The sequence below is a fragment of the Mesorhizobium sp. CNPSo 4689 genome (assembly GCF_057784325.1).
Genome location: NZ_JBWLUZ010000007.1, coordinates 1 through 23,471, shown reverse-complemented (window position 1 = coordinate 23,471; position 23,471 = coordinate 1). Strand labels below are relative to the sequence as shown.

Sequence of the window (23,471 nt, the reverse complement as noted above, 5' to 3'; positions counted from 1 at the left end):
AACAGCGACGCCGGCCCGATGGGCCGGCGCGGTCGAAAACTCTTCGGCGAAATTCAGAAGTTGCGGTGCGGCTTGCGGGGGCCAAAACCTTCGAAGCGCTTTGTGGTGACCTTGGCGCGAACGCGCTCAGCTTCCTGATGCAGCCCGAATACAGTGGCGATCAGCATGGCGACGGTCATTGCGGTGGCTAGCATGTAGATCAGCATGTGCGTGTTCTCCTGCGCCTATTAACGGTTAGATGGGGATTTGGTTTCATCATCTGAAGTGGCTACCTAGTGAACGCTGCGTGAAGCCTTCGTGATCAACGCATTCATCTGTCGTTCATGTCTGCGAAAAGGTTCAGGGACATGATCTCGATCGGATTTGCCTTCCGCCCGCGCGCCCGCTAGAAGCACCAGCCATGACCGAACGCATCGCCCTCTATGCCGGCTCCTTCGACCCGCTGACCAACGGCCATCTCGACGTGCTGAAGGCCTCGCTGGCCGTCGCCGACATCGTCTATGCGGCGATCGGCATCCATCCCGGCAAGAAGCCGCTGTTTTCCTTCGAGGAACGGGTCAAGCTGATCGAGACCGCAACCAAAGCCGAATTCGGCAGTGGCGGCGCCCGCATCAGGGTCGTCGCCTTCGACGGGCTGGTCATCGACGCCGCCAGGAAAGAGGGTGCCTCGATCATGATCCGCGGCCTGCGCGACGGCACCGACCTCGACTACGAGATGCAGATGGCCGGCATGAACGAGACCATGGCGCCGGAACTGCAGACGGTTTTTCTGCCCGCCAGCCCTTCGGTCAGAACCATTACCGCCACACTTGTCCGCCAGATAGCTTCGATGGGAGGCGACATCCGCCCCTTCGTGCCGGCGGCGGTTGCCAGTGCGCTCACCGCCAAATTCGCAAAATAGGTTACTCGGAGAAGACCATGCAGCTGAAAAAGCTCGCCTCGTTCCTCGTCGTGCTTGCCGGTCTCGTGACCGCATCCGTTTCGGCCTTCGCCGCCGATGCGGAAAATACGATGATCATCACACTGAAGGACGGTGACGTCACCATCGCGCTGCGTCCCGACCTCGCGCCCAAGCATGTCGCGCAGATCAAGAAGCTGGTGCGCGAAGGCGCCTACGACAATGTCGCCTTCCATCGTGTCATCGACGGCTTCATGGCGCAGACCGGCGACGTCAAGTTCGGCAACATTAAGAAGGGCTTCAACTCCCAGGCTGTCGGCACCGGCGGTTCCGATCTTCCTGACTTGCCGGCCGAGTTCTCGCAGAGCGAACACTACAAGCGCGGCGTGGTCGGCATGGCCCGCTCGCAGGATCCGAACTCGGCCAACTCGCAGTTCTTCATCATGTTCGCGCCGGCGCCGCCGCTCGATGGCCAGTACACCATCGTCGGCAATGTCGTCAGCGGCATGGAACTGGTCGACAACATCAAGAAGGGCGACGAGGCCGACAACGGTACGGTCACCGACCCCGACCGGATGATCAAAGTGCGCATTGCCGCCGACAAATAAATATGCTTTTTCAAAAGGATATCTGACATGGCTGAGATCAAGGACCGCGAGAACGCGCTCATCATGGAAACGACCAAGGGCCAGGTCGTCATCGAACTTTTGCCCGATCTGGCGCCCGGACACGTCGCCCGCATCAAGGAACTGACACGCGAAGGCGCCTATGACGGCGTGGTCTTCCATCGCGTCATCGACGGCTTCATGGCGCAGACCGGCGACGTCAAGTTCGGCAATTCCTCGAAGCCGACTTTTGCGCCGTCCCGCGCCGGCATGGGCGGCTCCGACAAGCCGGACCTGAAGGCCGAGTTCTCCAACGCCAACCATGCCCGCGGCACCTGCTCGATGGCCCGGGCCCAGAACCCGAATTCGGCCAACTCGCAGTTCTTCATCTGCTTCGACGACGCCGCCTTCCTCAATCGTCAGTACACGGTCTGGGGCCAGGTCATCGAAGGCATGGACAATGTCGACAAGATCAAGCGCGGCGAGCCGGTGCAGGATCCCGACAAGATCGTGTCGCTGAAGGTCGCGGCCGACATCAAGTAAGGCAAAACGACGATGATGGGCGCTGTCTGGTCCCTGCTTGGCATACTGTCCGGCGCCTTCATCGCCGTACAGGCGCCCATCAATTCGCAGCTGGCGCGCGGCCTGGGTCTCCCAGTTGCCGCGGCCGCATTCTCCTTCCTGTCCGGCGCCATCGTGCTCGGCATTATCGCCGTCGCGGTGGTGAAGCTGCAGGGCATCTCGCTCGACTGGAAGGCGCCGGCGCCCTGGTTGTTCGTTGCCGGCGGCATGCTTGGCGGCTTCTACGTCACGCTTTCGACCATCCTGACGCCGCGCATCGGCGCCGCCGCCCTGATGGCGTTCCTGGTCGCCGGGCAGTTGCTGGCCGGCATGCTCATCGACCGCGCCGGCTTCCTTGGCGTCGCAGTGCGCGAGATTTCGCTCGGCCGTGTCGCCGGTGCGGTTCTGCTGCTGGCCGGAGCGCTGCTTATCCGGCTTTACTGATGCGCGTCGATCTCTTCGATTTTGAATTACCGGAGGAGCGTATCGCGCTGCGACCAGCCGAGCCGCGCCACAGCGCGCGCATGCTGGTGGTCAGGCCCGTCGAGGGGCTCGATGACCGGACGGTGCGTGACCTGCCATCGTTTGTCGAAGCCGGCGATGTGCTGGTCTTCAACGACACCAAGGTCATTCCGGCGCAGCTGAAAGGCATCCGGCGGCGCGGCGAAGCTCAGGCGCAGGTCGAGGCCACGCTGCACATGCGCGTGGCACCGGACCGCTGGCAGGCCTTCATGCGGCCGGGCAAGCGCATCGCCGCCGGCGACCGCATCCATTTCGGCCATGACGGCAACTCCTGCTTCCTCGGCCAGCTCGACGCCACGGTGATCGAGAAGGGCGAGGCCGGCGAAGTGCTGCTCGGCTTCGATTTGTCCGGGGCCTTCCTAGACGAGGCGCTGCACGCCGTCGGCCATATCCCGCTGCCGCCTTACATCGCCTCCAAGCGCGACGACGACGAGCGCGACCGCAGCGACTACCAGACCATCTATGCCAGGGAGGAGGGTGCGGTCGCAGCACCCACCGCCGGCCTGCATTTTACGCCGGAGCTGTTCGCCGCACTCGACGCGAAGGGCATCGAGCGCCGCTTCGTCACCTTGCATGTCGGCGCCGGCACGTTCCTGCCGGTCAAGGCCGACGACACCGCCGACCATAAGATGCATGCCGAAACCGGCTCGGTCGGCCACGAGACCGCCGAAGCTCTGAACGCCGCAAAGGCGCGGGGCAGGCGCATCATCGCCGTCGGCACGACCTCGCTGCGCCTGCTGGAGAGTGCTGCGCGTGCGGACGGCACGCTGGCCGCATGGTCAGGACCGACCGACATCTTCATCACGCCTGGCTACCGCTTCAGGACGGCCGATCTGCTGATGACGAATTTCCATCTGCCGCGCTCGACGCTGTTCATGCTGGTTTCGGCCTTTTCCGGCCTCGAAACGATGCGCGCGGCCTATGCGCATGCCATCGAGAGCCGTTACAGATTCTACTCCTACGGAGATGCAAGCCTGCTTTACCGAGCGGAGACGAGCGATGGACGATGACCTCGACGTTTTGGATCGCGACGCCCTGATCGCGGAAGTGAAGAGATTGCGCGCCGGCATTCGTGCGCACCGCGACGCCACGGGACATGATCTGTGCTGGCATCATCCGGATCTCTGGGATCTTTTGCCGGAAAAGACCGAACCGGCGATCGCGGTGCCGCCCTGGCCGAAATTCATGCGCGGCTGCATCCGCTACCGGCAGTCGTTGGACGAACAGGCTCCGGGCGCACCGGTGCACGACAAGGAATTCAATGGCTGACGCATTCTCCTTCAAGGTGCTGGCGACAGACGGCAAGGCGCGGCGCGGCGTGATCGACATGCCGCGCGGCGAGATCCGCACGCCGGCCTTCATGCCGGTCGGCACCGGCGGCACCGTCAAGACCATGTATATGGACCAGGTGCGCGGCCTCGGCGCCGACATCATCCTCGGCAATACCTATCACCTTATGCTGCGGCCCGGCGCCGAGCGCGTGGCGCGGCTCGGCGGCCTGCACGAATTTGCCCGCTGGCCGCATCCGATCCTGACCGACAGTGGCGGTTTCCAGGTGATGTCGCTGTCGAAGCTGAGGAAGCTCACCGAAAAGGGCGTCACCTTCCGCTCGCATATCGACGGCGCCGCCTATGAGATGTCGCCAGAGCGCTCGATCGAGATCCAGGGGTTGCTCGATTCCGACATCCAGATGCAGCTCGACGAATGCACGGCGCTGCCGGCCAAGGTGAAAGAGATCGAGCGCGCCATGGAATTGTCGCTGCGCTGGGCCGAGCGCTGCAAGACGGCGTTCGGCGACCAGCCGGGCAAGGCGATGTTCGGCATCGTCCAGGGCGGTGACGTGCCATCTCTGCGCGTGCGCTCGGCGCAGGCGCTGAAGGCGATGGAGCTGAAGGGCTATGCCGTCGGCGGCCTGGCCGTCGGTGAGCCGCAAGCGGTGATGCTCGACATGCTCGACATCACCTGCGCTGAACTGCCTGAAGACAAGCCGCGCTATCTGATGGGCGTCGGCACGCCGGACGACATCATCAAGTCGGTTGCACGCGGCATCGACATGTTCGATTGCGTAATGCCGACCCGGGCCGGCCGCCACGGCCTCGCCTATACGCGCCGCGGCAAGGTCAATCTGCGCAATGCCCGCCATGCTGACGATCCGCGCCCGCTCGACGAGGAGAGCGACTGCCCGGCCGCGCGCGACTATTCACGCGCCTATTTGCACCATCTGGTGCGCTCGCAGGAGGCGCTCGGCGCTATGCTGCTGACCTGGAACAACCTTTCCTATTACCAGAAGCTGATGCAGGACATCCGCGCCGCGATTGGGGCCGGCGCCTTCGAGGCGCGGGCAGCTGAGATTTCAGAGGGCTGGGCGCGGGGCGATATTCCGGCGAACTGAGCAGGGCTCAGGTGCTGACTGAGGTCGACGCGCGCAGACTGCAGCCGGTGATCCGAAAACTGCCGTCGGGCTGCTGTTCCAGCGTGTAGACTGCCTCGTAGTCCTTGCCGTCCGGCCCGACGATCAGCACTTGCTGGACGATCGAGGTCGGACCCGTCTGCTGCACCTTGCCGAAGGAATAGTTCTGTGGCTGGCGCACCGGCGCGTAGCCATTGGTCACCATGTTCATGAACGTGTCGACGGTCGGGAATATCCGCTTCACATTCGGCGCAGCGTAGCTGTAGGCGGTGGCGCCGTCATTGGCGATGAAGGCTTTCAGCTGGCTGTCGATGACCGTTTGCGCAGCCTTGATCTCGGCATCGCCGGCAAATGCCGAAGACACTAGAAGGAACGGAACTACTGCGAATGCCAGTAAGGTGCGGCGCATGGCCTGCCTCCGGTGTCCCCAGGGAAATCGCTGTTCGAAGGCGACACTATACCATACGCATTGCAGCGCTCCGCGGTTTCAACAAGGGCGGAACAATCGCAACGATACGCCAGCGGCGGCAGCCTGAGCGCCCAAATGCTTGAAAGCCGGGCGGCAGTCTGCCACAAGGGCCGCTTATTCGCGCAGAGACTAAGCAGGACCGGGCAATGAAGGCGTTTTTCGTGCAGATAAAGTGCGACCTGGGCAAGGCCTATGAGGTTGCCAGCGCGCTCGCCGATGCCGAGATCGCCTCGGAAATCTACTCGACCGCCGGAAACTACGATCTGCTCGCCAAATTCTATGTCGAGGATGAAGAGGACATCGGCCACTTCGTCAACGAGAAGGTGCAGATTCTGCCTGGCATCAAGGACACCTTCACGGTCGTCACCTTCCGCGCTTTCTAGTCGCCACCAGGGGCTTGCCCGGGCTCAAGGCAGAGCCTGACCCGGTCCTGTCGGCGTTGCCTTAATCTTAGGCAGTTCTGACATACTGACCGCCGCTTTGCCCCAAATCACCGATTGCGCTTGATTTTCTCCGGCGACGCCAGTGAAATGGCGTCACAGGGGAGTATGCGATTGGCAGCGTTCGACGAAATGCTTCCGGAAGTTTCCGGATTGAGAAAACCGTATTCGGCTTACGACCGCTGGCTGAAGGAGCAGGATCCGGCCCGACTTACCGAGAAAATGCAGGATGCCGAGCGCGTCTTCCGCAAGACCGGCATCACCTTCGCCGTCTACGGCGAACAGGAAGCCTCCGAGCGGCTGATCCCCTTCGACATCGTTCCGCGCATCATATCAGGCAATGAATGGCGCCGGCTGACGCAAGGCATCGAGCAGCGCGTGCAGGCGCTCAACGCCTTCCTCGACGATATCTATCACCGCCAGGAAATCCTGCGCGCCGGCCGAGTGCCCCGGGAGTTGGTCGCCAAGAACGAGGCCTTCCTGCCGGAGATGATCGGGGTCAGGCCGCCGGCCGGCGTCTACACTCACATTATCGGCGTCGACATCGTCCGCATCTCGGAGAACGAATTCTACGTGCTGGAGGACAATGCCCGCACGCCCTCCGGCGTCTCCTACATGCTGGAAAACCGCGAGACGATGATGCAGCTCTTCCCCGAGCTGTTCCAGCAGATCAAGGTGCGGCCAGTGGAAAACTATCCGCAGCTGCTGCGCCAGTCTCTGGCGGCGGTGCGACCGCAGAGCACCAAGGGCACGCCGACCATCGCGGTGCTGACGCCGGGCAGTTTCAATTCCGCCTATTTCGAACATGCCTTCCTGGCCGACCAGATGGGCGTGCAGCTTGTCGAAGGCCAGGATCTGCGCGTCGTCGACGGCCATGTCGCGATGCGCACCACCGAAGGCTACAAGCAGATCGACGTGCTCTACCGCAGGGTGGACGATTCTTTCCTCGACCCGCTGACTTTCCGTCCCGACTCGGCCCTTGGCGTGCCCGGCATCATGGACGTCTACCGGGCCGGCAACATCACCATCGCCAATGCGCCGGGGACCGGCATCGCTGACGACAAGGCGATCTATTCCTACATGCCCGAGATCGTCGAATTCTATACCGGCCGCAAGGCGATCCTCGGAAACATCCCGACCTGGCGCTGCTCCGAGCCGGACAGCCTGAAATATGTGCTCGAGCACATCGATGAGCTGGTGATCAAGGAAGTGCACGGCTCCGGCGGCTACGGCATGCTGGTCGGACCGGCGGCGACCAAGAAGGAATGCCAGGATTTCGCCAAGAAACTCCAGGCCAAGCCGTCCAACTACATCGCCCAGCCGACGCTGGCGTTGTCGACCTGCCCGATCCTGACCGAAAAGGGCCTGTCGCCGCGCCATGTCGACCTCAGGCCCTATGTGCTGGTCTCCGACCGCATCCAGATCGTGCCCGGCGGATTGACCCGTGTGGCGCTGAAGGAAGGTTCGCTGGTCGTGAATTCCTCGCAAGGCGGTGGGACGAAGGATACGTGGGTGCTGGATGATTGAGATGAGTGAGCAGGGAATAGTGAGTAGTCAGTAGGCAGTAGTCAGTAGGCAGTAGTAGAGGGACAGCGCAATGCCATATTCCATCGATATTCAAGCACTTACTATTTACTATTCACTATTCACTACTCACTAGCCCGAAGGGCCTCTCCCCATGCTTCTAGGCCGCACCGCCAACGGGCTCTACTGGATGAACCGCTACATCGAGCGGGCGGAAAACATGGCGCGCCTAGTCGATGCCGGCCTGCGCATGGCGCTGACGCGCACACAGAATGCCTCGGAAGAGTGGAATTCGGTGCTGCTCAGTGCCGGCGCGGACGTTGCCTTCACCCAAAAATACCAGGACTACACGGCAGCCAATGTCTCCGATTTCCTTTTGCGCGACACGTCGAACCCGTCGAGCGCGATGTCGGCGATCGAGACGGCGCGCAACAATGCCCGCATGGTGCGCACGGCGCTGACCCGCGAAACCTGGGAAAGCATCAACGAAGCCTGGATGTCGCTAAAGCGCATGCTGGCCAAGCCGATCGACGAGCGCGACCTGCCGAGCGTGCTCGATGCCATCAAGCGCGAGACGGCGCTGATCCGCGGCTCGTTCTACGGCACCATGCTGCGCAACGAGATCTTTGATTTCTCGCAGCTCGGCACCTATGTCGAACGCGCCGACAACACGGCGCGCATCCTCGACGTGAAATACTACGTGCTGTTGCCCTCGATCTCGTGGGTCGGTTCGACGCTCGACAATTACCAATGGGAATCGATCCTGCGCTCGGTGTCGGCGCACCGCTCCTATCGCTGGGTCTACGAAGCCGACTACAAGCCGACCAACATCGCCGACTATCTGATCCTCAATGTCCGCATGCCGCGCTCGCTGACCTTCTGCTACCGCTTCCTCGCGGAGCATCTGAAGTTCCTCGGCGACGACTATGGCGAACGCCATGCCTGCCATGCGACGGCCGACAAGACCCAGGCAATGCTGAGGGCGGGCTCGATCAAGGACATATTCGACGCCGGCCTGCATGAATTCCTGGCCGATTTCATTCGCGACAACACCAGGCTCGGCGACGAGATCGCGCAGGATTACAAATTCTACTGAGCACGAACCCGCAAGATCATGCTCGCAAATGGAAAATGACGCCCATGCGGCTCAAGATCACCCACCGAACCGAATACCGTTACGATGCGCCGGTTCAGTATCTGCTGCAGCGCCTGCGCTTGCTTCCGCTCAGCGGGCACACGCAAACTGTGCTGTCGTGGGAACTGAGGATCGACGGCGCGCGCGAGGAAGTGCGCTTCACCGACCATTTCGGCAATGACACGCGGCTGCTGAGCGTCGAGGGCGAGCAGCATGCCATCACCATCGAAGCGTCGGGCGAAGTGGTGACGCGCGACACCACGGGTGTTTCGGGGCCGCATCAGGGTTTTGCGCCGCTCTGGCTGTTCGGTCAGGAAACGCCGCTCACTGCCGCCGGCGAGGGCATTCGCGAACTTGCCGCTTCAGTGGGCAAGGGCACCGACATCGAGCGATTGCACAGGCTGATGGCCATCATCGGCGAGCGCGTTGCTTATACGCCGGGCTCCACCAATGCGACGACGTCGGCCGAGGAGGCACTGGCGCTCAAGACCGGTGTCTGCCAGGACCACAGCCATATCTTCGCAGCGGCCGCGCGCGCCATGGGCTTTCCGGCCCGCTATATCAGCGGATATCTGATGATGGACGCGATGGTCCAACAGGCGGCCAGCCATGCCTGGGCCGAAGCGCATGTTTCGGGCCTGGGTTGGGTCGCCTTCGATGCCGCCAACGGTATTTCTCCCGACGAGCGCTATGTGAGAGTGGCAACAGGCCGGGATTATCGCGATGCCTCGCCGGTTTCGGGGATCAGGCTGGGACAAGCGCAAGAACAGCTTGCCGTCACCGTCACGGTAGAGCAGTAATTCCAGCGGAATCGCTGCTAAAAGAGAATCGATGACCTATTGCGTCGGCCTGAAGATTGATCGCGGACTCGTGTTCATGTCGGACACCCGCACCAATGCCGGCATGGATTCGATCTCGACCTTCAAGAAAATGCATGTCTGGGAGGAGCCGGGCGAGCGCGTCATCGTGCTGATGTCGGCCGGCAACCTGGCGACGACGCAGGCCGTCGTCAGCCTGCTCGACGAGCGCACCAAGGCGGTGGCGGATCGCCATGCGACGCTCTTGGAAACGCCGTCCATGTACCAGACGGTGCGGCTGGTTGGCGACACGGTCAAGGAAGTCATCGCCCATTCCTCGCCGGCGGGCGAGAAGGCGGATTCCTATTTCAATGCCTCCTTCATCCTCGGCGGCCAGATCAAGGGCAGCGCGCCGCGCCTGTTCATGATCTATCCAGAAGGCAATTTCATCGAATCGACTGACGACACGCCGTTCTTCCAGATCGGCGAGACCAAATACGGCAAGCCGATCATCATCCGCGCCTATGAAAAGACAATGAGCCTGGCCGAGACCGTCAAGCTGCTTTTGGTCTCGTTCGATTCGACGCTGAAGTCGAACCTGTCGGTCGGTCTGCCGCTTGACCTGCTGTTCTACGAGAAGGACGCCTTCAAGATCAGCCTGAAGAAGCGGATTGGCCAGGACGATCAATATTACCGCACCATATCGGATGGGTGGTCGAGCGCGCTGAAAGCGGCCTTTGCCAGCCTGCCTGACTTTCCCGGGTAGGGCGCTTTCGGCTTTGCGGCTGGGGTTGCATTATACTTAACGTGTTAATTAATGCGGCAGAAGATGCTGGTTGGGAGCCGGCCACGATGCGTTTCGGGAGGATGCGATGAACAACGATGAGTTCCGTGCGTGGTCGAGGCGCGCCGCCGATTGGGGCGCCGACTATCGCGACACATTGCGCGAAAGGCCGGTTCGGCCGGAGCTTTCGCCAGGTGCAATTTTCCGCAGCATCGAAGCCTCGCCGCCGGAAACGGCGGAGCCGATGGACAGGATCTTTGCCGATTTCGAGCAGAAGATCGTACCCGGCATGACGCATTGGCAGCATCCGCGCTTCTTTGCCTATTTCCCGGCCAATGCGGCGCCTGTCTCGGTGGTGGCCGAATATCTGGTCTCGGCGATGGCCGCGCAATGCATGCTGTGGCAGACCTCGCCGGCAGCGACCGAACTCGAGACGCGCACCGTCGACTGGATGCGCCAGGCACTCGGCCTGCCCGACGGGTTCTCCGGTGTCATCCAGGACTCGGCCTCATCGGCAACGCTGGCGGCCGTGCTGACCATGCGCGAGCGCGCGCTCGACTGGCAGGGCAACAGAAGAGGCTTGGCCGGGCAGGCGAGGGTGCGCGTCTATTCCTCCGACCAGGTCCATACCTCGATCGACCGCGCGATCTGGGTCGCCGGTATTGGCGAGGAGAACCTCGTCCGCATTCCCGTTGCCGGCCGGTTTCGCGCCATGGATACGGCAGCACTTGAATCGGCCATCATCGCCGACCGCAAGGCCGGCATGCTGCCCGCCGGTATCATCGCCTGCGTCGGCGGCACCAGCACCGGCGGCACCGACGACATTGCCGCCGTCGCCGCGGTTGCCAAGCGGCACGGGCTTTATCTGCATGTCGACGCCGCCTGGGCCGGATCGGCGATGATCTGCCCGGAATACCGGCATTTCTGGAGCGGCGTCGAAGAGGCGGATTCCGTTGTCTTCAACCCGCACAAATGGCTGGGCGCGCAATTCGACTGCTCGATCCAGTTCATTCGTCAGCCCGAGGACCTGGTCCGCACGCTGGCGATCAAACCCGAGTTCCTGAAGACCCATGGCCATGACGGTATCATCAACTATTCCGAATGGACCGTACCGCTCGGCCGGCGCTTCCGGGCGCTGAAACTCTGGTTCCTGTTGCGCGCCCATGGCCTGGAAGGCCTGCGCACCATGATCCGCAACCATGTCACCTGGAGCGAGGGCCTCGCCGCGCGCCTGGCAAGGGAGGCGGATTTCGAGATCGTCACCGAACCGATGCTGTCGCTGTTTTCGTTCCGGCATCGGGCGGGCGCCGACCCCGACGAACACAACCTTCGCCTGGTCAACGCCATCAATGATGATGGTCGCATCTATCTCACTCAGACACGCGTGGATGGCCGCGTCGCGATCCGCTTCCAGGCCGGCCAGTTCGAGGCGACGGCGGCCGATGTCGATGCGGCATTCGACGTCGTGACGGAAATCGCACGCGGGCTTGCTTGAAGCGACGCCGGCAGCCGCGCGCGGGTTTGCCTTTGCAATCGGATCATTTTCATTAGCCGGCTTATGCCTTTTCATCGCTTTCGTTTTCAGGTATAGACAAGAAAAACGAAAACGGGAGGCTTTTGATGTATCTGTCGCCGCGCCACGCCGAAATCATCCAGATGGCCAAGGACCAGGGCCGCGTCCTGGTCGACGATCTGGCGACGCATTTCAACGTGACGCCACAGACCATCCGCAAGGACCTCAACGATCTCTGCGATCAGCGGCTGCTTTCGCGCATCCATGGCGGCGCGCTTTTCCCGTCCGGCATCGAGAACATGGAGTATGAGGCGCGGCGCAAGATCGCTGCCGACGAGAAGGAGGCGATCGGCCGTGCGGCGGCCAGGCTGATCCCCGACAATGCCTCGCTGTTCATCAACATCGGCACCACGACCGAGTCGGTCAGCAAGGCGCTTTTGGATCACAACGGCCTCATGGTCATCACCAATAACATAAATGTTGCCAATAGGATGCGCGTGTATCCTTCGATCGAGGTGGTGATTGCCGGCGGTGTCGTCCGCGGCTCCGACGGCGGCGTGGTCGGTGAGGCGGCGGTCGATTTCATCCGGCAGTTCAAGGTCGACTACGCGGTCATCGGCGCCTCGGCCATCGACCATGACGGCGCGTTGCTCGATTTCGATTTTCGCGAAGTGAAAGTAGCGCAAGCCATCATCGCCAATGCCAGGCACGTCATCCTGGTCTCCGACCAGACCAAGTTCGAACGCACCGCGCCCGTTCGCATCGGTCATCTGTCGCAGGTCAACACCTTCATCACCGACCGTTGCGACATCCCTTCGGTACGCAAAATCTGCCAGGAGGCGGAGGTTCAGTTGATCGAGACGGCGCTCGGCTAGGCGGCTTTTGGGGCCGCATCACAGGCCTCTCACATGTCTGTGATATTTCGTTTGACATTCGTTCCTATTTCGAAATAATCCCGCAACGGTTTCGCAAAAGACCAAAAATGCTGCAATGCGAAATCGCTGGAGGACTTCTTGGACGCATCTCCGATCCATGACATTTTCGTCATCGGCGGCGGCATCAACGGCTGCGGCATCGCCCGCGACGCTGCCGGGCGTGGCTTTTCGGTATATCTCGCCGAGATGAACGATCTGGCCAGCGGAACGTCGTCCGGCTCGACCAAGCTGATCCATGGCGGCCTGCGCTATCTCGAATTCTATGAATTCCGCCTGGTGCGCGAAGCGCTGATGGAGCGCGAGGTGCTCTGGAAGAACGCGCCGCACATTATCTGGCCGATGCGCTTCGTGCTGCCTTACGCCAAGGGGCTGCGCCCGGCCTGGCTGATCCGGCTCGGCCTGTTCCTCTACGACCATATTGGCGGTCGCAAATTGCTGCCGGCGACGAGGACGCTGGACATGGCGAAGGACCCGGCCGGCAAGCCGCTGAAGCCGCTGTTTCGCAAGGCTTTCGAATATTCCGACGGTTGGGTCAACGATGCCAGGCTGGTGGCGCTCAACGCACGCGACGCCGCCGACCGCGGTGCAACCATCCGAACTCGAACGAAGGTGGTCAGTGCACGCCGCGAGGGCGATCTCTGGGCGATAAGGCTGGAAGACGTCCACACCGGGCAGGCCGAAGAGGTCAAGGCGCGGCTTCTGGTCAATGCCGCCGGCCCTTGGGTCGATCAGGTGCTGTCGGCGACGGTCGGCCTGAACGACGTGCACAATGTCCGCCTAGTGCAGGGCAGTCATATCGTCATCAACAAGAAGTTCGACGATCCGCGCGCCTATTTCTTCCAGAACAAGGACGGGCGCATCATCTTCGCCATCCCTTATGAGGAAGAGTTCACGCTGATCGGCACCACCGACCGGGATTATCCGGGCGATCCGCACGAGGTGAAGATCAGCGACACCGAGATCGACTATCTGTGCGCGGCAGCGAGCGAATATTTCGCGCAAGGCGTCAAGCGTTCGGACATCGTCTGGACCTATTCCGCGGTGCGCCCGCTCTATGACGATGGCGCCTCGAAGGCACAGGAAGCGACCCGCGACTATGTGCTCAAGGCCGACGGCGGCGAGGGCGCGGCCCCGATCGTCAACGCCTTTGGCGGCAAGATCACCACCTATCGCCGACTGTCGGAATCGATGCTGGAAAAGATTGAGGCTTTCCTCGGCAAGCGCGGCAAGCCGTGGACCGCCAACGCTCCTTTGCCCGGCGGCGATTTCCCGGCCACCGGTTTCGACGTCGAAGTGGCGAAGCTGAAGACCGCCTATCCGTTTCTCGATGTGCGCCTGGCCCGCCGGCTGACCCGCCTCTACGGCACCCGCGCTCGCACGCTGCTCGGCCTCGCCAGGTCGAATGCCGATCTCGGCCGAAATTTCGGCGCCGACCTCTACGAGGCCGAGGTGCGCTATCTCGTTCAGAACGAGTGGGCGATAACGGCGGAAGATGTATTGTGGCGCCGGACCAAGCGCGGCCTGCAGTTGAGCCGCGAGCAGGCGGGTGCACTGGACGAATTCATGCGCGGAATAAGCCGGCGCCATGTCGCGGCGGCAGAATAAGGATGGCTGGCTGATGCAGAAAGCCTGGGAGGAGGCATCATGCTGGAACTGAGAAACGTCACCAAGATGGTCGGCGCCGCGGAGCATATAAGCGACGTGTCGCTGACGCTTCAGCACGGCTCGCTCAACGTGCTGCTTGGACCGACGCTGTCCGGCAAGACCAGCCTGATGCGGCTGATGGCGGGCCTCGACGTGCCGACCTCGGGCTCGGTCTGGTTCGACGGCAAGGACGTCACCGGAATGCCGGTGCAGAAGCGCAACGTCGCCATGGTCTACCAGCAGTTCATCAACTACCCGGCGATGACCGTCTACGAGAACATAGCCTCGCCGTTGCGCGTCGCCGGCACCGACCAGGCAAAGATCGACAAGGAAGTGCGCAACGCAGCAGCACTTCTGAAGCTGACGCCCTATCTCGACCGCACGCCGCTCAGCCTGTCCGGCGGCCAGCAGCAGCGCACGGCTCTTGCCCGCGCCATCGTCAAGAATGCCAGCCTGGTGCTGCTCGACGAGCCGCTCGCCAATCTCGACTACAAGCTGCGCGAGGAACTGCGCGCCGAACTGCCGAAGATCTTCGCCGCTGCCGGCACCATCTTCGTCTACGCCACGACGGAGCCGCATGAAGCGCTTCTGCTCGGCGGCAACACGGCGACGCTTTCGCAGGGCCGCATCACCCAGTTCGGACCGACCATCGATGTGTTCCGCAAGCCGGTCGACCTGGTGACGGCAAAGACCTTTGCCGACCCGCCGCTCAACACCATCGTGCTGGCTAAGAAGGGTCCGGATTTCCTGCTCGAGGGTGGCGTCAAATTGCCGGTGCCGGCCGATCTCGCCGGCATTGCCGATGCCAACTATACGATCGGCTTCCAGCCGCACCATCTGTCGCTCGAGCGGCCAAACGCCGCCGCCGTGCCGGTGCGGGCAAAGGTCACCATCACCGAGATCACCGGCTCGGAAAGCTTTATCCATCTCGACTTTGCCGACGCGCGCTGGGTCATGCTGACCCACGGCATCCGCGATTTCGAACCCGACGCAGAGGTCGAGGTGTTCATCGATCCGCGCCACATCATGGTCTTCGACGAGCACGGCCGCGCCGTAGCCGCGCCGAAGCTGGCGGCATAGGGAGGCAAGCGATGGCGCGCATCGACGTCAACCATATCAGGCACTCCTATCTGCCGAACCCGCAGAAGGACGCCGATTTCGCCCTGAAGGAAGTGCACCACACTTTCGAGGATGGCGGCGCCTATGCGCTGCTCGGCCCGTCGGGCTGCGGCAAGACCACGCTGCTCAACATCATCTCGGGATTGCTGCACCCCTCGCACGGCCAACTGCTGTTCAACGGCAAGGACGTGACCCGGCTGTCGACGCAGGAGCGCAACATCGCCCAGGTGTTCCAGTTCCCGGTCATCTACGACACCATGACCGTCTACGACAATCTGGCCTTTCCGCTGCGCAACCGCGGCGTGCCGGAGGCCGACGTCGACCGCAAGGTGCGCGAGACGCTCGACATGATCGACCTCGCGGAACTTGCGAAGAAGAAGGCGCGCGGGCTGACCGCCGACCAGAAGCAGAAGATCTCGCTCGGCCGCGGGCTGGTGCGCTCGGACGTCAACGCCATCCTGTTCGACGAACCGCTGACCGTCATCGACCCGCATATGAAGTGGGTGCTGCGCTCGCAGTTGAAGCAGCTCCACCGCCGCTTCGGCTACACCATGGTCTATGTCACCCACGACCAGACTGAGGCACTGACCTTCGCTGACCGGGTCGTCGTCATGTATGACGGCGAGATCGTCCAGATCGGCACGCCGGCCGAACTGTTCGAGCGGCCGCGCCATACCTTCGTCGGTTATTTTATCGGCTCGCCCGGCATGAACGTTATGCCGGTGGCCATCGACGGCAAGACCGCGACGATCGGCAGCCAGCGCATCGAACTGCCCGGCGTGCCCAAGGCGGGCGCAGGCGCCATCGAGCTCGGTATCCGCCCGGAATATGTCAGGCTCGGCCGCGACGGCATGGCCGTGAAGATCAGCAAGGTCGAGGACGTCGGTCGCCACAAGGTGGTCCGCGCCAATCTCGAAGGCCGCGAGATCGCCGCGGTCATCGGCGAGGACGAAGACGTTCCTGCCGATCCGAAAGTGCGGTTCGACCCGGTCGGCATCAACATCTATGCCGATTCCTGGCGTGTCGAGATGGGGGCATAGATGGAAAAGACCTGGAACAACAAGGCCTGGTTCATGGTGCTGCCGGTGCTTCTGCTGGTGGCGTTCTCGGCGGTGATCCCCCTGATGACGGTGGTCAACTATTCGGTACAGGACACGTTCGGAAACAACGTCTTCTTCTGGAATGGCTCGGACTGGTACACCGAAATCCTGGGGTCGGATCGTTTCTGGCTGTCGATGGTCCGCAACCTGATCTTCTCCGCATTCATCCTCGTCATCGAGATTCCGCTCGGCATCTTCATCGCTCTCAACATGCCCAAGAAAGGCTGGGGCGTGCCGGTCTGCCTGGTGCTGATGGCCCTGCCGCTGCTCATCCCGTGGAACGTCGTCGGCACGATTTGGCAGGTGTTCGGCCGCATCGATATCGGCCTGCTCGGCTACACGCTTTCCGCACTCGGCATCGACTACAACTATGTCAACGACCCGACCGACGCCTGGGTGACGGTCATCCTGATGGACGTATGGCACTGGACGAGCCTCGTCGTTCTGCTCTGCTACGCTAGCCTCGTCTCCATACCGGATGCCTACTACCAAGCCGCCAAGATCGATGGCGCGTCGCGCTGGGCGATCTTCCGCTACATCCAGCTGCCGAAGATGAACCGCGTGCTTCTGATTGCCGTGCTGCTGCGCTTCATGGACAGTTTCATGATCTACACCGAGCCCTTCGTCGTCACCGGCGGTGGTCCCGGCAATTCGACGACATTCATGTCGATTGACCTGGTCAAGATTGCCGTCGGCCAGTTCGACCTCGGGCCGGCAGCCGCTATGTCGATCATCTACTTCCTGATCGTCCTGCTGCTGTCATGGGTGTTCTACACCGTCATGACCACCGTCGATGCGGAGCGTTGAGATGAGCGGCGCCAACGAAAGAACGACGAGGCAGGACCGGGTGAGTGAGACGACGGTTTCGGACGGGCTCGCCAGTACCCTGTCGCAGGACCAGATTGCGCGGCTGATGCGCCGGCGCGGCGAAGAATCCCGGTTCTGGTGGCTGGTGCCGACGATCTACATCATCGTTTTGATGCTGCCGATCTACTGGCTGGTCAATATGAGCTTCAAGACCAATCAGGAGATCCTGGGCGCCTTTTCGCTGTGGCCGAAGAACCCGACCATCGCCAACTACATGGTGATCTTCACCGACCCGTCCTGGTACAAGGGCTACATCAATTCGATCATCTATGTCGTCATGAACATGGTGATCTCGGTTTCAGTGGCGCTGCCTGCGGCCTACGCCTTCTCGCGCTACCGGTTCCTCGGTGACAAGCACCTCTTCTTCTGGCTGCTGACCAACCGCATGGCGCCGCCGGCGGTGTTCGCGCTGCCGTTCTTCCAGCTCTATTCGGCCTTCGGCCTGATCGACACGCACATCGCGGTGGCGCTGGCGCACTGCCTGTTCAACGTGCCGCTGGCGGTCTGGATCCTCGAAGGCTTCATGTCCGGCGTTCCGAAGGAGATCGACGAGACGGCCTATATCGACGGCTATTCCTTCCCGCGCTTCTTCCTGAAGATATTCATGCCGCTTATCGCCAGCGGCATCGGCGTGGCCTGCTTCTTCTGCTTCATGTTCTCATGGGTCGAGCTGCTGATCGCGCGCACTTTGACCACGACCGCCGCCAAGCCGATCGCGGCGATCATGACGCGCACGGTCTCGGCCTCCGGTCTCGACTGGGGCGTGCTCGCCGCCGCCGGCGTGCTCACCATCCTTCCAGGCGCGCTCGTGATCTGGTTCGTCCGCAACTACATCGCCAAGGGCTTTGCCCTGGGGAGGGTTTGACCATGAATCTCACCTGGATGGCATGGACGCTGCCGACGGCGCTGTTTTTCATCACGATCCTGGTGCTGCTGTGCGGCATGGCGGTCTGGGAATACGCCTCGCCGGGCGGCAATCCGCGCGTAGGCATCCTGCGCTTCGAGACGACGCGCGGCGACCGCCTCTTTGTTTCGCTGCTCGGCAGCGCCTTTATCCATCTCTCTTGGCTGGGTCTTGTCGGACCCAACCTGTGGTGGGCTCTCGCTCTCTCCGTAGTCTACGCCGTCGGCGTGTTCCGCTACGTATAGAGGGGGAAACTGTTGGAGCGGCCGCGTGCCGACGGCCGCTCCAGATCGCACTTGAAACCTGAAACTGTGGAGGAAACTAATGCGAAGGCAATTTTTAACATCAACGACTGCGCTTGTCCTGCTCTGGGGAGCGGGCCAGGCGTTCGCCGGAATGGACGAAGCCAAGACCTTCCTCGATACTGAAATCAAGGACCTGTCGACGCTCGATCGCGGCGCCCAGGAAGCCGAGATGCAATGGTTCATCGATGCCGCGAAGCCTTTCGCCGGCATGGACATCAAGGTGGTCTCCGAGACCATCGATACGCATAGCTATGAGTCTAAGGTCTTGGCGCCCGCCTTCACCGCGATCACCGGCATCAAGATCACCCACGACCTGATCGGCGAAGGCGACGTCGTCGAAAAGCTGCAGACCCAGATGCAGTCGGGCGAAAACATCTACGACGCCTACGTCAACGACTCCGACCTGATCGGCACGCACTGGCGCTACCAGCAGGCGCGCAGCCTGACCAAGTGGATGGCGAATGAGGGCAAGGACGTCACCAACCCCAACCTCGACCTCGCCGACTTCATCGGCACCAAGTTCACGACCGCTCCGGACGGCGACCTCTACCAGCTGCCCGACCAGCAGTTCGCGAACCTCTACTGGTTCCGCTACGACTGGTTCAACGACGAAAAGAACAAGGCCGATTTCAAGGCCAAGTACGGCTACGACCTTGGCGTTCCCGTCAACTGGTCGGCCTATGAGGACATCGCCGAATTCTTCACCGGCCGCGAGATCGACGGCAAGAAAGTCTATGGCCACATGGACTACGGCAAGAAGGACCCGTCGCTCGGCTGGCGGTTCACCGACGCATGGCTGTCGATGGCCGGCAATGGCGACAAGGGCCTGCCAAACGGTCTTCCGGTCGACGAATGGGGCATCAAGGTCAACGAGAAGTCGCAGCCTGTCGGCTCGTGCGTCGCGCGCGGCGGCGACACCAACGGCCCGGCTTCCGTGTATTCGATCCAGAAGTACCTGGATTGGCTGAAGGCCTATGCGCCGCCGGAAGCCCAGGGCATGACGTTCGGCGAATCCGGCCCCGTCCCGTCGCAGGGCACGGTCGCGCAGCAGATGTTCACCTACACTGCCTTCACCGCCTCCTTCGTCAAGGACGGGCTGCCGGTCGTGAACGCGGACGGCACCCCGAAATGGCGCTTTGCTCCGTCGCCGCATGGCGTCTACTGGAAGGATGGCATGAAGCTTGGCTACCAGGACGTCGGTTCGTGGACCCTGCTGAAGTCCACGCCCGACGATCGCGCCAAGGCCGCCTGGCTCTATGCGCAGTTCGTCGTGTCGAAGACGGTCGACGTGAAGAAGAGCCATGTCGGCTTGACGCTCATCCGCGAGTCGACGATCCAGGACAAGAGCTTCACGGAACGCGCTCCAAAGCTCGGCGGCTTGATCGAGTTCTACCGCTCGCCGGCCCGCGTCCAGTGGTCGCCGACGGGTACAAACGTGCCGGATTATCCGAAGCTGGCACAGCTCTGGTGGCAGGCGATCGGCGATGCCTCGTCGGGTGCCAAGACCGCGCAGGAGGCGATGGACTCGCTTTGCGCCGAGCAGGAAAAGGTCATGGAACGCCTGGAAAAGGCAGGCATCCAGGGCGACATCGGTCCGAAGATGGCCGAAGAGCATGACCTGGCCTACTGGAACGCCGACGCGGTCAAGAACGGCCATCTCGCGCCTCAGCTCAAGATCGAGAACGAGAAGGAAAAGCCGGTCACCATCAACTACGACGAACTGGTGAAGAGCTGGCAGAAGTAAGACTGTCTGATGCGGGCGTCAGCGCCCGCGCAGGACTTGCGGGGGAGGCGGCTTTTGCCGTCTCCCCTGTTGCATGATTAGCGGAGGAGCGGAAATGAGCGGCTTTGTGCTGGCCATCGACCAGGGCACGACATCGAGCAGGGCGATCCTGTTCGACGACAAGATGAAGGTTGCAGGCACAGGCCAGCAGGAATTCACCCAGCATTATCCGGCCTCCGGCTGGGTCGAGCACGACCCGGAGGAGATCTGGTCCAGCGTCGTCGCCACCGTGAAGGCGGCGCTGAAGAATGCCGGCAGCGCAGCTTCGGATGTCGCCGCGATCGGCATCACCAACCAGCGCGAGACCGTCGTCATCTGGGACAGGACGACCGGCAAGCCGATCCACAACGCGATCGTCTGGCAGGACCGGCGCACCGCGCCGCTGTGCCAGAAATTGAAGAAGCAGGGGCTGGAAAAGACATTCACCAAAAAGACCGGCCTGCTGCTCGATCCCTATTTTTCCGGCACCAAGATCGCCTGGATGCTGGACAAGGTGAAGGGCGCCAGGAAACGCGCCGAGAAGGGCGAGCTGCTCGCCGGCACCATCGACAGTTTCCTGATCTGGCGGCTGACCGGTGGCAAGGTCCACGCCACCGACGCCACCAACGCCTCGCGCACGCTGGTCTACAACATCGAAAAGAATGTCTGGGACGACGAGCTGCTGTCCATCCTGCGCATTCCGGCCGCGATGCTCCCGGATATCAAGGATTGTGCCGATGACTATGGAGTCACGGAGAAAAACCTGTTTGGCGCCGAGATAAAAATTCTCGGCGTGGCCGGCGACCAGCATGCCGCGACCATTGGCCAGGCCTGTTTCGAGCCGGGCATGATGAAATCCACCTACGGCACCGGCTGCTTCGCGCTGCTCAACACCGGCGCCGACCTGGTGCGCTCGAAGAACCGGCTGTTGACGACCATCGCCTACCGCCTGAATGGCAAGACCACCTATGCGCTGGAAGGCTCGATCTTCATCGCCGGTGCCGCCGTGCAATGGCTGCGCGACGGCATCAAGGTGATCGGCAAGGCCGAACAGAGCGGCGCGCTGGCGGCAAGCGCCGATCCGACGCAGGATGTCTATCTGGTGCCGGCCTTCGTCGGCCTCGGCGCACCGCACTGGGACGCTGGAGCACGTGGCGCCATTTTCGGCCTGACCCGCAACTCCGGCCCGGCCGAATTCGCCCGCGCCGCGCTGGAATCCGTCGCCTACCAGACCCGCGACCTGCTCGACGCCATGCGCAAGGACTGGAAGGGCGCCTCGGCCAAGACGGTGCTCCGTGTCGACGGCGGCATGGTGGCGTCCGACTGGACCATGCAGCGGCTGGCCGACATCCTCGATGCGCCGGTCGACCGGCCGACCATCCTGGAGACGACGGCGCTCGGTGCTGCCTGGCTCGCCGGTTCGAGGGCGGGGGTGTGGCCAAAGGCCAAGGACTTCGCCAGGAGCTGGGCGCTTGAGCGGCGCTTCAAGCCGGATATGGAGGCCACTGTCCGCTCGGCCAAACTCGCCGGCTGGCGCAACGCGGTGCGCAGGACCTTGAGTACGCAGTAGTTCTGCCGGCAAAATGAAAGCCCGCACCGTCACCGGCACGGGCTTCCATCAGCCTCCCGTGTTCGATTCGCCGCTAGTAAGGCGAATAGCACTGCTGACGCGGGCCGTCATAAGGCTGGAAGGTGTTGTCCCAGGCGCGATAGCTTCTGTAGCGGTCGTAGCACCACTGCACATGCGCGTCGCCGCCGCGATAGACCCGGTTCTGGTTGTTGATGATGGCGCCGGTGATCAATGCGCCAGTCGCGAAAGCAGCAAGCGGGAACCAGAAGTCGCCGTGACGGCGATAGCCACGACGGTATTCCCGGTAGCCGCGATGACCGTTCCAATACATGCCGTCATTGCGGGAAAAGGTGCGGTTGCGGTTGAAGTTGCGGTGTCTCCGCCACTCCTGGTACTGCACGGTCTGGACGTCCGATGAGAGCCCTTGCCCCATCGGCACATAGCTCGGCTGCGCATTGACCGGCACGATCTCGGCCGCGACGAACGAAGCGGACAGGGTTGTCGCCAGCAGACCCGATATGATCCTGTTCATGGTCTTCTCCTTGAAAGAGGGCGGTTGACGTCCCTTGTGGCAAGGAAACGGGCAGGCCGGGCAATTGTTCCCGCCAGGATTGCAAGTGATTGTTTTCGCAGGCGTTGCTTGCCGAGGCACAGGCCGCGAAACCACCGCCTCAGGCCCTGCCGCTGCCCGCGGTCTGGTCGGCACCCAAAGCCCGGTGGCACCGCGCCGAGCCCCGGGAAAATCCGCCTTCCATGCCCCGCTTTTTCCGGTTGACCGGTCGCGGCACTCTCCCTATGTTCCGCGCAATTTCGAGGGCGGCCTTTTCGAGCCCGCGGGAGCGCGTAGCTCAGCCGGTAGAGCAACTGACTTTTAATCAGTAGGTCATGGGTTCGAATCCCATCGCGCTCACCATAAATTTCCAAGCAAAAACAAATGGATAAAGTTTCGCTTCCGAAACGACTTTCCTGCCGAAATCTGACAAGGCTAACGGACGGCTAACAAAAGGGGTGAGGGGCGCAGAAATGATCGATTGGGACGAAATTCGAAAGAATCGCCACGTAACAGAGCCCTCGCCGCCGACTTGGCCTATAGGAGTGAAAGCGATCAGCCTTAGCGGCGTCACCTTGCTCGGTGTCCACGAAAGCACCGGGGAACTCTATTGGGACGGGCAAGCTGTCGTAACCGAGAGGCGCCTCGCCAACTATGAGCGGCGTTTGGCATTAGCGGTTACAATCGCCACCGTCGTCATGGCGGTCATCGAGGTGGGCCGTGCGGCACACTGGATCACACCCTGAAAAGGAAAAGCCCGCCACCGTGAGGCAGCGGGAGAAAGGCCCGGAAGCCGAAGCCGCCGTCAATAGCCAGTTGGAAACCACGGACTGGTGTCATACCCTAAGCGCGGATAATGATCCGAGAAGTTTGCGGCCCGATTTGACGGTCGCGCAACAACGGTGCCCGTCGATTTACAATCCAGTTTCGGGGTCGGCTTGCTGCCAGCCTTCATATGAGCTGCAGAACACGAGGTTGCAGCCTGAGCGGTGGCCACCTTTTTCTTCTCTTTCGCAACAGCTGCTCCGGTGGCGGCCAATACCATTGCTACGCCAAA

General features: G+C 62.1%; 26 protein-coding genes, 1 tRNA gene and 1 pseudogene. 24 read left to right on the top strand and 4 right to left on the bottom strand.

Features of this window, described 5'->3' with window-relative positions; translation table 11 throughout:
* Window positions 1-53: 53 nt before the first annotated feature.
* Entirely contained in the window at window positions 54-206 is a 153-nt protein-coding gene (locus AC04SI_RS12965; protein WP_404276928.1) for a hypothetical protein, read from the bottom strand.
* 194 nt (window positions 207-400) lie between these two features.
* On the opposite strand from AC04SI_RS12965, the gene coaD reads away from it, so the two are divergent.
* The 7 genes from coaD (at window position 401) to tgt (ending at window position 4,978) form a co-directional block, all read left to right on the top strand.
* Window positions 401-901: a pantetheine-phosphate adenylyltransferase gene (gene coaD / locus AC04SI_RS12960; RefSeq protein ID WP_404276926.1), complete on the top strand. Its 501-nt coding sequence runs from the start codon at window positions 401-403 to the stop codon at window positions 899-901.
* A gap of 110 nt (window positions 902-1,011) precedes the next feature.
* Window positions 1,012-1,506 (top strand): peptidylprolyl isomerase, encoded by a 495-nt coding sequence (locus AC04SI_RS12955; protein ID WP_404277131.1) that lies wholly within the window; start codon window positions 1,012-1,014, stop codon window positions 1,504-1,506.
* A 27-nt stretch (window positions 1,507-1,533) separates the two neighbouring features.
* Window positions 1,534-2,046 (top strand): peptidylprolyl isomerase, encoded by a 513-nt coding sequence (locus tag AC04SI_RS12950; RefSeq protein ID WP_404276924.1) that lies wholly within the window; start codon window positions 1,534-1,536, stop codon window positions 2,044-2,046.
* A 12-nt stretch (window positions 2,047-2,058) separates the two neighbouring features.
* Window positions 2,059-2,508 carry a DMT family transporter gene (locus tag AC04SI_RS12945; protein ID WP_404276922.1) on the top strand — a complete coding sequence of 150 codons (450 nt, stop codon included), beginning with the start codon at window positions 2,059-2,061 and terminating at the stop codon, window positions 2,506-2,508.
* Entirely contained in the window at window positions 2,508-3,596 is a 1,089-nt protein-coding gene (queA, locus tag AC04SI_RS12940) for a tRNA preQ1(34) S-adenosylmethionine ribosyltransferase-isomerase QueA (protein ID WP_404276920.1), read from the top strand. The genes AC04SI_RS12945 and queA overlap by 1 nt, the downstream gene beginning before the upstream one ends.
* Entirely contained in the window at window positions 3,586-3,855 is a 270-nt protein-coding gene (locus AC04SI_RS12935) for a hypothetical protein (RefSeq protein WP_404276918.1), read from the top strand. Before queA ends, AC04SI_RS12935 begins: the two co-directional genes overlap by 11 nt.
* Entirely contained in the window at window positions 3,848-4,978 is a 1,131-nt protein-coding gene (gene tgt, locus AC04SI_RS12930) for a tRNA guanosine(34) transglycosylase Tgt (protein ID WP_404276916.1), read from the top strand. The genes AC04SI_RS12935 and tgt overlap by 8 nt, the downstream gene beginning before the upstream one ends.
* 7 nt (window positions 4,979-4,985) lie before the next feature.
* On the opposite strand, the gene AC04SI_RS12925 is transcribed toward tgt, so the two are convergent.
* Window positions 4,986-5,405 carry a DUF4864 domain-containing protein gene (locus AC04SI_RS12925; protein WP_488474289.1) on the bottom strand — a complete coding sequence of 140 codons (420 nt, stop codon included), beginning with the start codon at window positions 5,403-5,405 and terminating at the stop codon, window positions 4,986-4,988.
* 206 nt (window positions 5,406-5,611) lie between these two features.
* Between AC04SI_RS12925 and AC04SI_RS12920 the strand changes: the two genes are divergently transcribed.
* From AC04SI_RS12920 to glpK, 15 genes are all read left to right on the top strand, one after another.
* Window positions 5,612-5,848: an Lrp/AsnC family transcriptional regulator gene (locus AC04SI_RS12920; RefSeq protein WP_192178842.1), complete on the top strand. Its 237-nt coding sequence runs from the start codon at window positions 5,612-5,614 to the stop codon at window positions 5,846-5,848.
* A 171-nt stretch (window positions 5,849-6,019) separates the two neighbouring features.
* A complete protein-coding gene (locus tag AC04SI_RS12915) occupies window positions 6,020-7,432 on the top strand; it encodes a circularly permuted type 2 ATP-grasp protein (RefSeq protein WP_404276912.1) in 1,413 nt (470 codons plus the stop codon).
* Between the two features lie 151 nt (window positions 7,433-7,583).
* On the top strand, window positions 7,584-8,525 hold the full coding sequence (locus tag AC04SI_RS12910) for an alpha-E domain-containing protein (protein WP_488474288.1): 942 nt from the start codon (window positions 7,584-7,586) through the stop codon (window positions 8,523-8,525).
* Between the two features lie 44 nt (window positions 8,526-8,569).
* The gene (locus AC04SI_RS12905) at window positions 8,570-9,364 is read left to right on the top strand and encodes a transglutaminase family protein (protein ID WP_404276908.1); all 795 of its coding nucleotides are present in this window, start codon (window positions 8,570-8,572) and stop codon (window positions 9,362-9,364) included.
* Window positions 9,365-9,395: 31 nt separating this feature from the next.
* Window positions 9,396-10,127 carry a proteasome-type protease gene (locus AC04SI_RS12900; RefSeq protein WP_404276906.1) on the top strand — a complete coding sequence of 244 codons (732 nt, stop codon included), beginning with the start codon at window positions 9,396-9,398 and terminating at the stop codon, window positions 10,125-10,127.
* Window positions 10,128-10,233: 106 nt separating this feature from the next.
* On the top strand, window positions 10,234-11,640 hold the full coding sequence (locus AC04SI_RS12895) for a pyridoxal phosphate-dependent decarboxylase family protein (RefSeq protein ID WP_404276904.1): 1,407 nt from the start codon (window positions 10,234-10,236) through the stop codon (window positions 11,638-11,640).
* Between the two features lie 125 nt (window positions 11,641-11,765).
* Window positions 11,766-12,533 carry a DeoR/GlpR family DNA-binding transcription regulator gene (locus AC04SI_RS12890; RefSeq protein ID WP_006202078.1) on the top strand — a complete coding sequence of 256 codons (768 nt, stop codon included), beginning with the start codon at window positions 11,766-11,768 and terminating at the stop codon, window positions 12,531-12,533.
* 138 nt (window positions 12,534-12,671) lie between these two features.
* Window positions 12,672-14,198, top strand: a complete 1,527-nt coding sequence (gene glpD / locus AC04SI_RS12885; protein ID WP_488474287.1) for a glycerol-3-phosphate dehydrogenase — start codon at window positions 12,672-12,674, stop codon at window positions 14,196-14,198.
* Window positions 14,199-14,237: 39 nt separating this feature from the next.
* On the top strand, window positions 14,238-15,317 hold the full coding sequence (locus AC04SI_RS12880; protein WP_404276901.1) for an ABC transporter ATP-binding protein: 1,080 nt from the start codon (window positions 14,238-14,240) through the stop codon (window positions 15,315-15,317).
* 11 nt (window positions 15,318-15,328) lie between these two features.
* The gene (locus AC04SI_RS12875) at window positions 15,329-16,396 is read left to right on the top strand and encodes an ABC transporter ATP-binding protein (protein WP_404276899.1); all 1,068 of its coding nucleotides are present in this window, start codon (window positions 15,329-15,331) and stop codon (window positions 16,394-16,396) included.
* Window positions 16,397-17,263 (top strand): carbohydrate ABC transporter permease, encoded by an 867-nt coding sequence (locus AC04SI_RS12870; RefSeq protein WP_488474286.1) that lies wholly within the window; start codon window positions 16,397-16,399, stop codon window positions 17,261-17,263. It begins immediately after the preceding gene.
* A 1-nt stretch (window position 17,264) separates the two neighbouring features.
* Window positions 17,265-18,188, top strand: a complete 924-nt coding sequence (locus AC04SI_RS12865; protein WP_081482130.1) for a carbohydrate ABC transporter permease — start codon at window positions 17,265-17,267, stop codon at window positions 18,186-18,188.
* Window positions 18,189-18,190: 2 nt separating this feature from the next.
* Window positions 18,191-18,472: a DUF2160 domain-containing protein gene (locus AC04SI_RS12860; RefSeq protein WP_404276895.1), complete on the top strand. Its 282-nt coding sequence runs from the start codon at window positions 18,191-18,193 to the stop codon at window positions 18,470-18,472.
* Window positions 18,473-18,551: 79 nt separating this feature from the next.
* A complete protein-coding gene (locus AC04SI_RS12855) occupies window positions 18,552-20,276 on the top strand; it encodes an ABC transporter substrate-binding protein (protein WP_006202085.1) in 1,725 nt (574 codons plus the stop codon).
* A 94-nt stretch (window positions 20,277-20,370) separates the two neighbouring features.
* Window positions 20,371-21,864, top strand: coding sequence for a glycerol kinase GlpK (glpK, locus tag AC04SI_RS12850; RefSeq protein WP_404276892.1), 1,494 nt, complete (start codon window positions 20,371-20,373; stop codon window positions 21,862-21,864).
* 73 nt (window positions 21,865-21,937) lie between these two features.
* On the opposite strand, the gene AC04SI_RS12845 is transcribed toward glpK, so the two are convergent.
* A complete protein-coding gene (locus AC04SI_RS12845; RefSeq protein ID WP_404276890.1) occupies window positions 21,938-22,396 on the bottom strand; it encodes a BA14K family protein in 459 nt (152 codons plus the stop codon).
* Between the two features lie 305 nt (window positions 22,397-22,701).
* Between AC04SI_RS12845 and AC04SI_RS12840 the strand changes: the two genes are divergently transcribed.
* Together AC04SI_RS12840 and AC04SI_RS12835 are read left to right on the top strand one after the other, a co-directional pair.
* A tRNA-Lys gene (locus AC04SI_RS12840) sits at window positions 22,702-22,777 on the top strand.
* A 110-nt stretch (window positions 22,778-22,887) separates the two neighbouring features.
* Window positions 22,888-23,160, top strand: a complete 273-nt coding sequence (locus AC04SI_RS12835) for a hypothetical protein (RefSeq protein WP_404276888.1) — start codon at window positions 22,888-22,890, stop codon at window positions 23,158-23,160.
* A gap of 59 nt (window positions 23,161-23,219) precedes the next feature.
* On the opposite strand, the pseudogene AC04SI_RS12830 reads toward AC04SI_RS12835, so the two are convergent.
* Window positions 23,220-23,471, bottom strand: a pseudogene (locus AC04SI_RS12830) (hypothetical protein); the annotation flags it as partial.

Bases quoted from the DNA above. Each gene is read 5' to 3' on its own strand.
- AC04SI_RS12965 (WP_404276928.1), bottom strand. From the start codon at position 206: ATGCTGATCTACATGCTAGCCACCGCAATGACCGTCGCCATGCTGATC.
- coaD (WP_404276926.1), top strand. From the start codon at position 401: ATGACCGAACGCATCGCCCTCTATGCCGGCTCCTTCGACCCGCTGACC.
- AC04SI_RS12955 (WP_404277131.1), top strand. From the start codon at position 1,012: ATGATCATCACACTGAAGGACGGTGACGTCACCATCGCGCTGCGTCCC.
- AC04SI_RS12950 (WP_404276924.1), top strand. From the start codon at position 1,534: ATGGCTGAGATCAAGGACCGCGAGAACGCGCTCATCATGGAAACGACC.
- AC04SI_RS12945 (WP_404276922.1), top strand. From the start codon at position 2,059: ATGATGGGCGCTGTCTGGTCCCTGCTTGGCATACTGTCCGGCGCCTTC.
- queA (WP_404276920.1), top strand. From the start codon at position 2,508: ATGCGCGTCGATCTCTTCGATTTTGAATTACCGGAGGAGCGTATCGCG.
- AC04SI_RS12935 (WP_404276918.1), top strand. From the start codon at position 3,586: ATGGACGATGACCTCGACGTTTTGGATCGCGACGCCCTGATCGCGGAA.
- tgt (WP_404276916.1), top strand. From the start codon at position 3,848: ATGGCTGACGCATTCTCCTTCAAGGTGCTGGCGACAGACGGCAAGGCG.
- AC04SI_RS12925 (WP_488474289.1), bottom strand. From the start codon at position 5,405: ATGCGCCGCACCTTACTGGCATTCGCAGTAGTTCCGTTCCTTCTAGTG.
- AC04SI_RS12920 (WP_192178842.1), top strand. From the start codon at position 5,612: ATGAAGGCGTTTTTCGTGCAGATAAAGTGCGACCTGGGCAAGGCCTAT.
- AC04SI_RS12910 (WP_488474288.1), top strand. From the start codon at position 7,584: ATGCTTCTAGGCCGCACCGCCAACGGGCTCTACTGGATGAACCGCTAC.
- AC04SI_RS12905 (WP_404276908.1), top strand. From the start codon at position 8,570: ATGCGGCTCAAGATCACCCACCGAACCGAATACCGTTACGATGCGCCG.
- AC04SI_RS12900 (WP_404276906.1), top strand. From the start codon at position 9,396: ATGACCTATTGCGTCGGCCTGAAGATTGATCGCGGACTCGTGTTCATG.
- AC04SI_RS12895 (WP_404276904.1), top strand. From the start codon at position 10,234: ATGAACAACGATGAGTTCCGTGCGTGGTCGAGGCGCGCCGCCGATTGG.
- AC04SI_RS12890 (WP_006202078.1), top strand. From the start codon at position 11,766: ATGTATCTGTCGCCGCGCCACGCCGAAATCATCCAGATGGCCAAGGAC.
- AC04SI_RS12880 (WP_404276901.1), top strand. From the start codon at position 14,238: ATGCTGGAACTGAGAAACGTCACCAAGATGGTCGGCGCCGCGGAGCAT.
- AC04SI_RS12875 (WP_404276899.1), top strand. From the start codon at position 15,329: ATGGCGCGCATCGACGTCAACCATATCAGGCACTCCTATCTGCCGAAC.
- AC04SI_RS12870 (WP_488474286.1), top strand. From the start codon at position 16,397: ATGGAAAAGACCTGGAACAACAAGGCCTGGTTCATGGTGCTGCCGGTG.
- AC04SI_RS12865 (WP_081482130.1), top strand. From the start codon at position 17,265: ATGAGCGGCGCCAACGAAAGAACGACGAGGCAGGACCGGGTGAGTGAG.
- AC04SI_RS12860 (WP_404276895.1), top strand. From the start codon at position 18,191: ATGAATCTCACCTGGATGGCATGGACGCTGCCGACGGCGCTGTTTTTC.
- AC04SI_RS12855 (WP_006202085.1), top strand. From the start codon at position 18,552: ATGCGAAGGCAATTTTTAACATCAACGACTGCGCTTGTCCTGCTCTGG.
- glpK (WP_404276892.1), top strand. From the start codon at position 20,371: ATGAGCGGCTTTGTGCTGGCCATCGACCAGGGCACGACATCGAGCAGG.
- AC04SI_RS12845 (WP_404276890.1), bottom strand. From the start codon at position 22,396: ATGAACAGGATCATATCGGGTCTGCTGGCGACAACCCTGTCCGCTTCG.
- AC04SI_RS12835 (WP_404276888.1), top strand. From the start codon at position 22,888: ATGATCGATTGGGACGAAATTCGAAAGAATCGCCACGTAACAGAGCCC.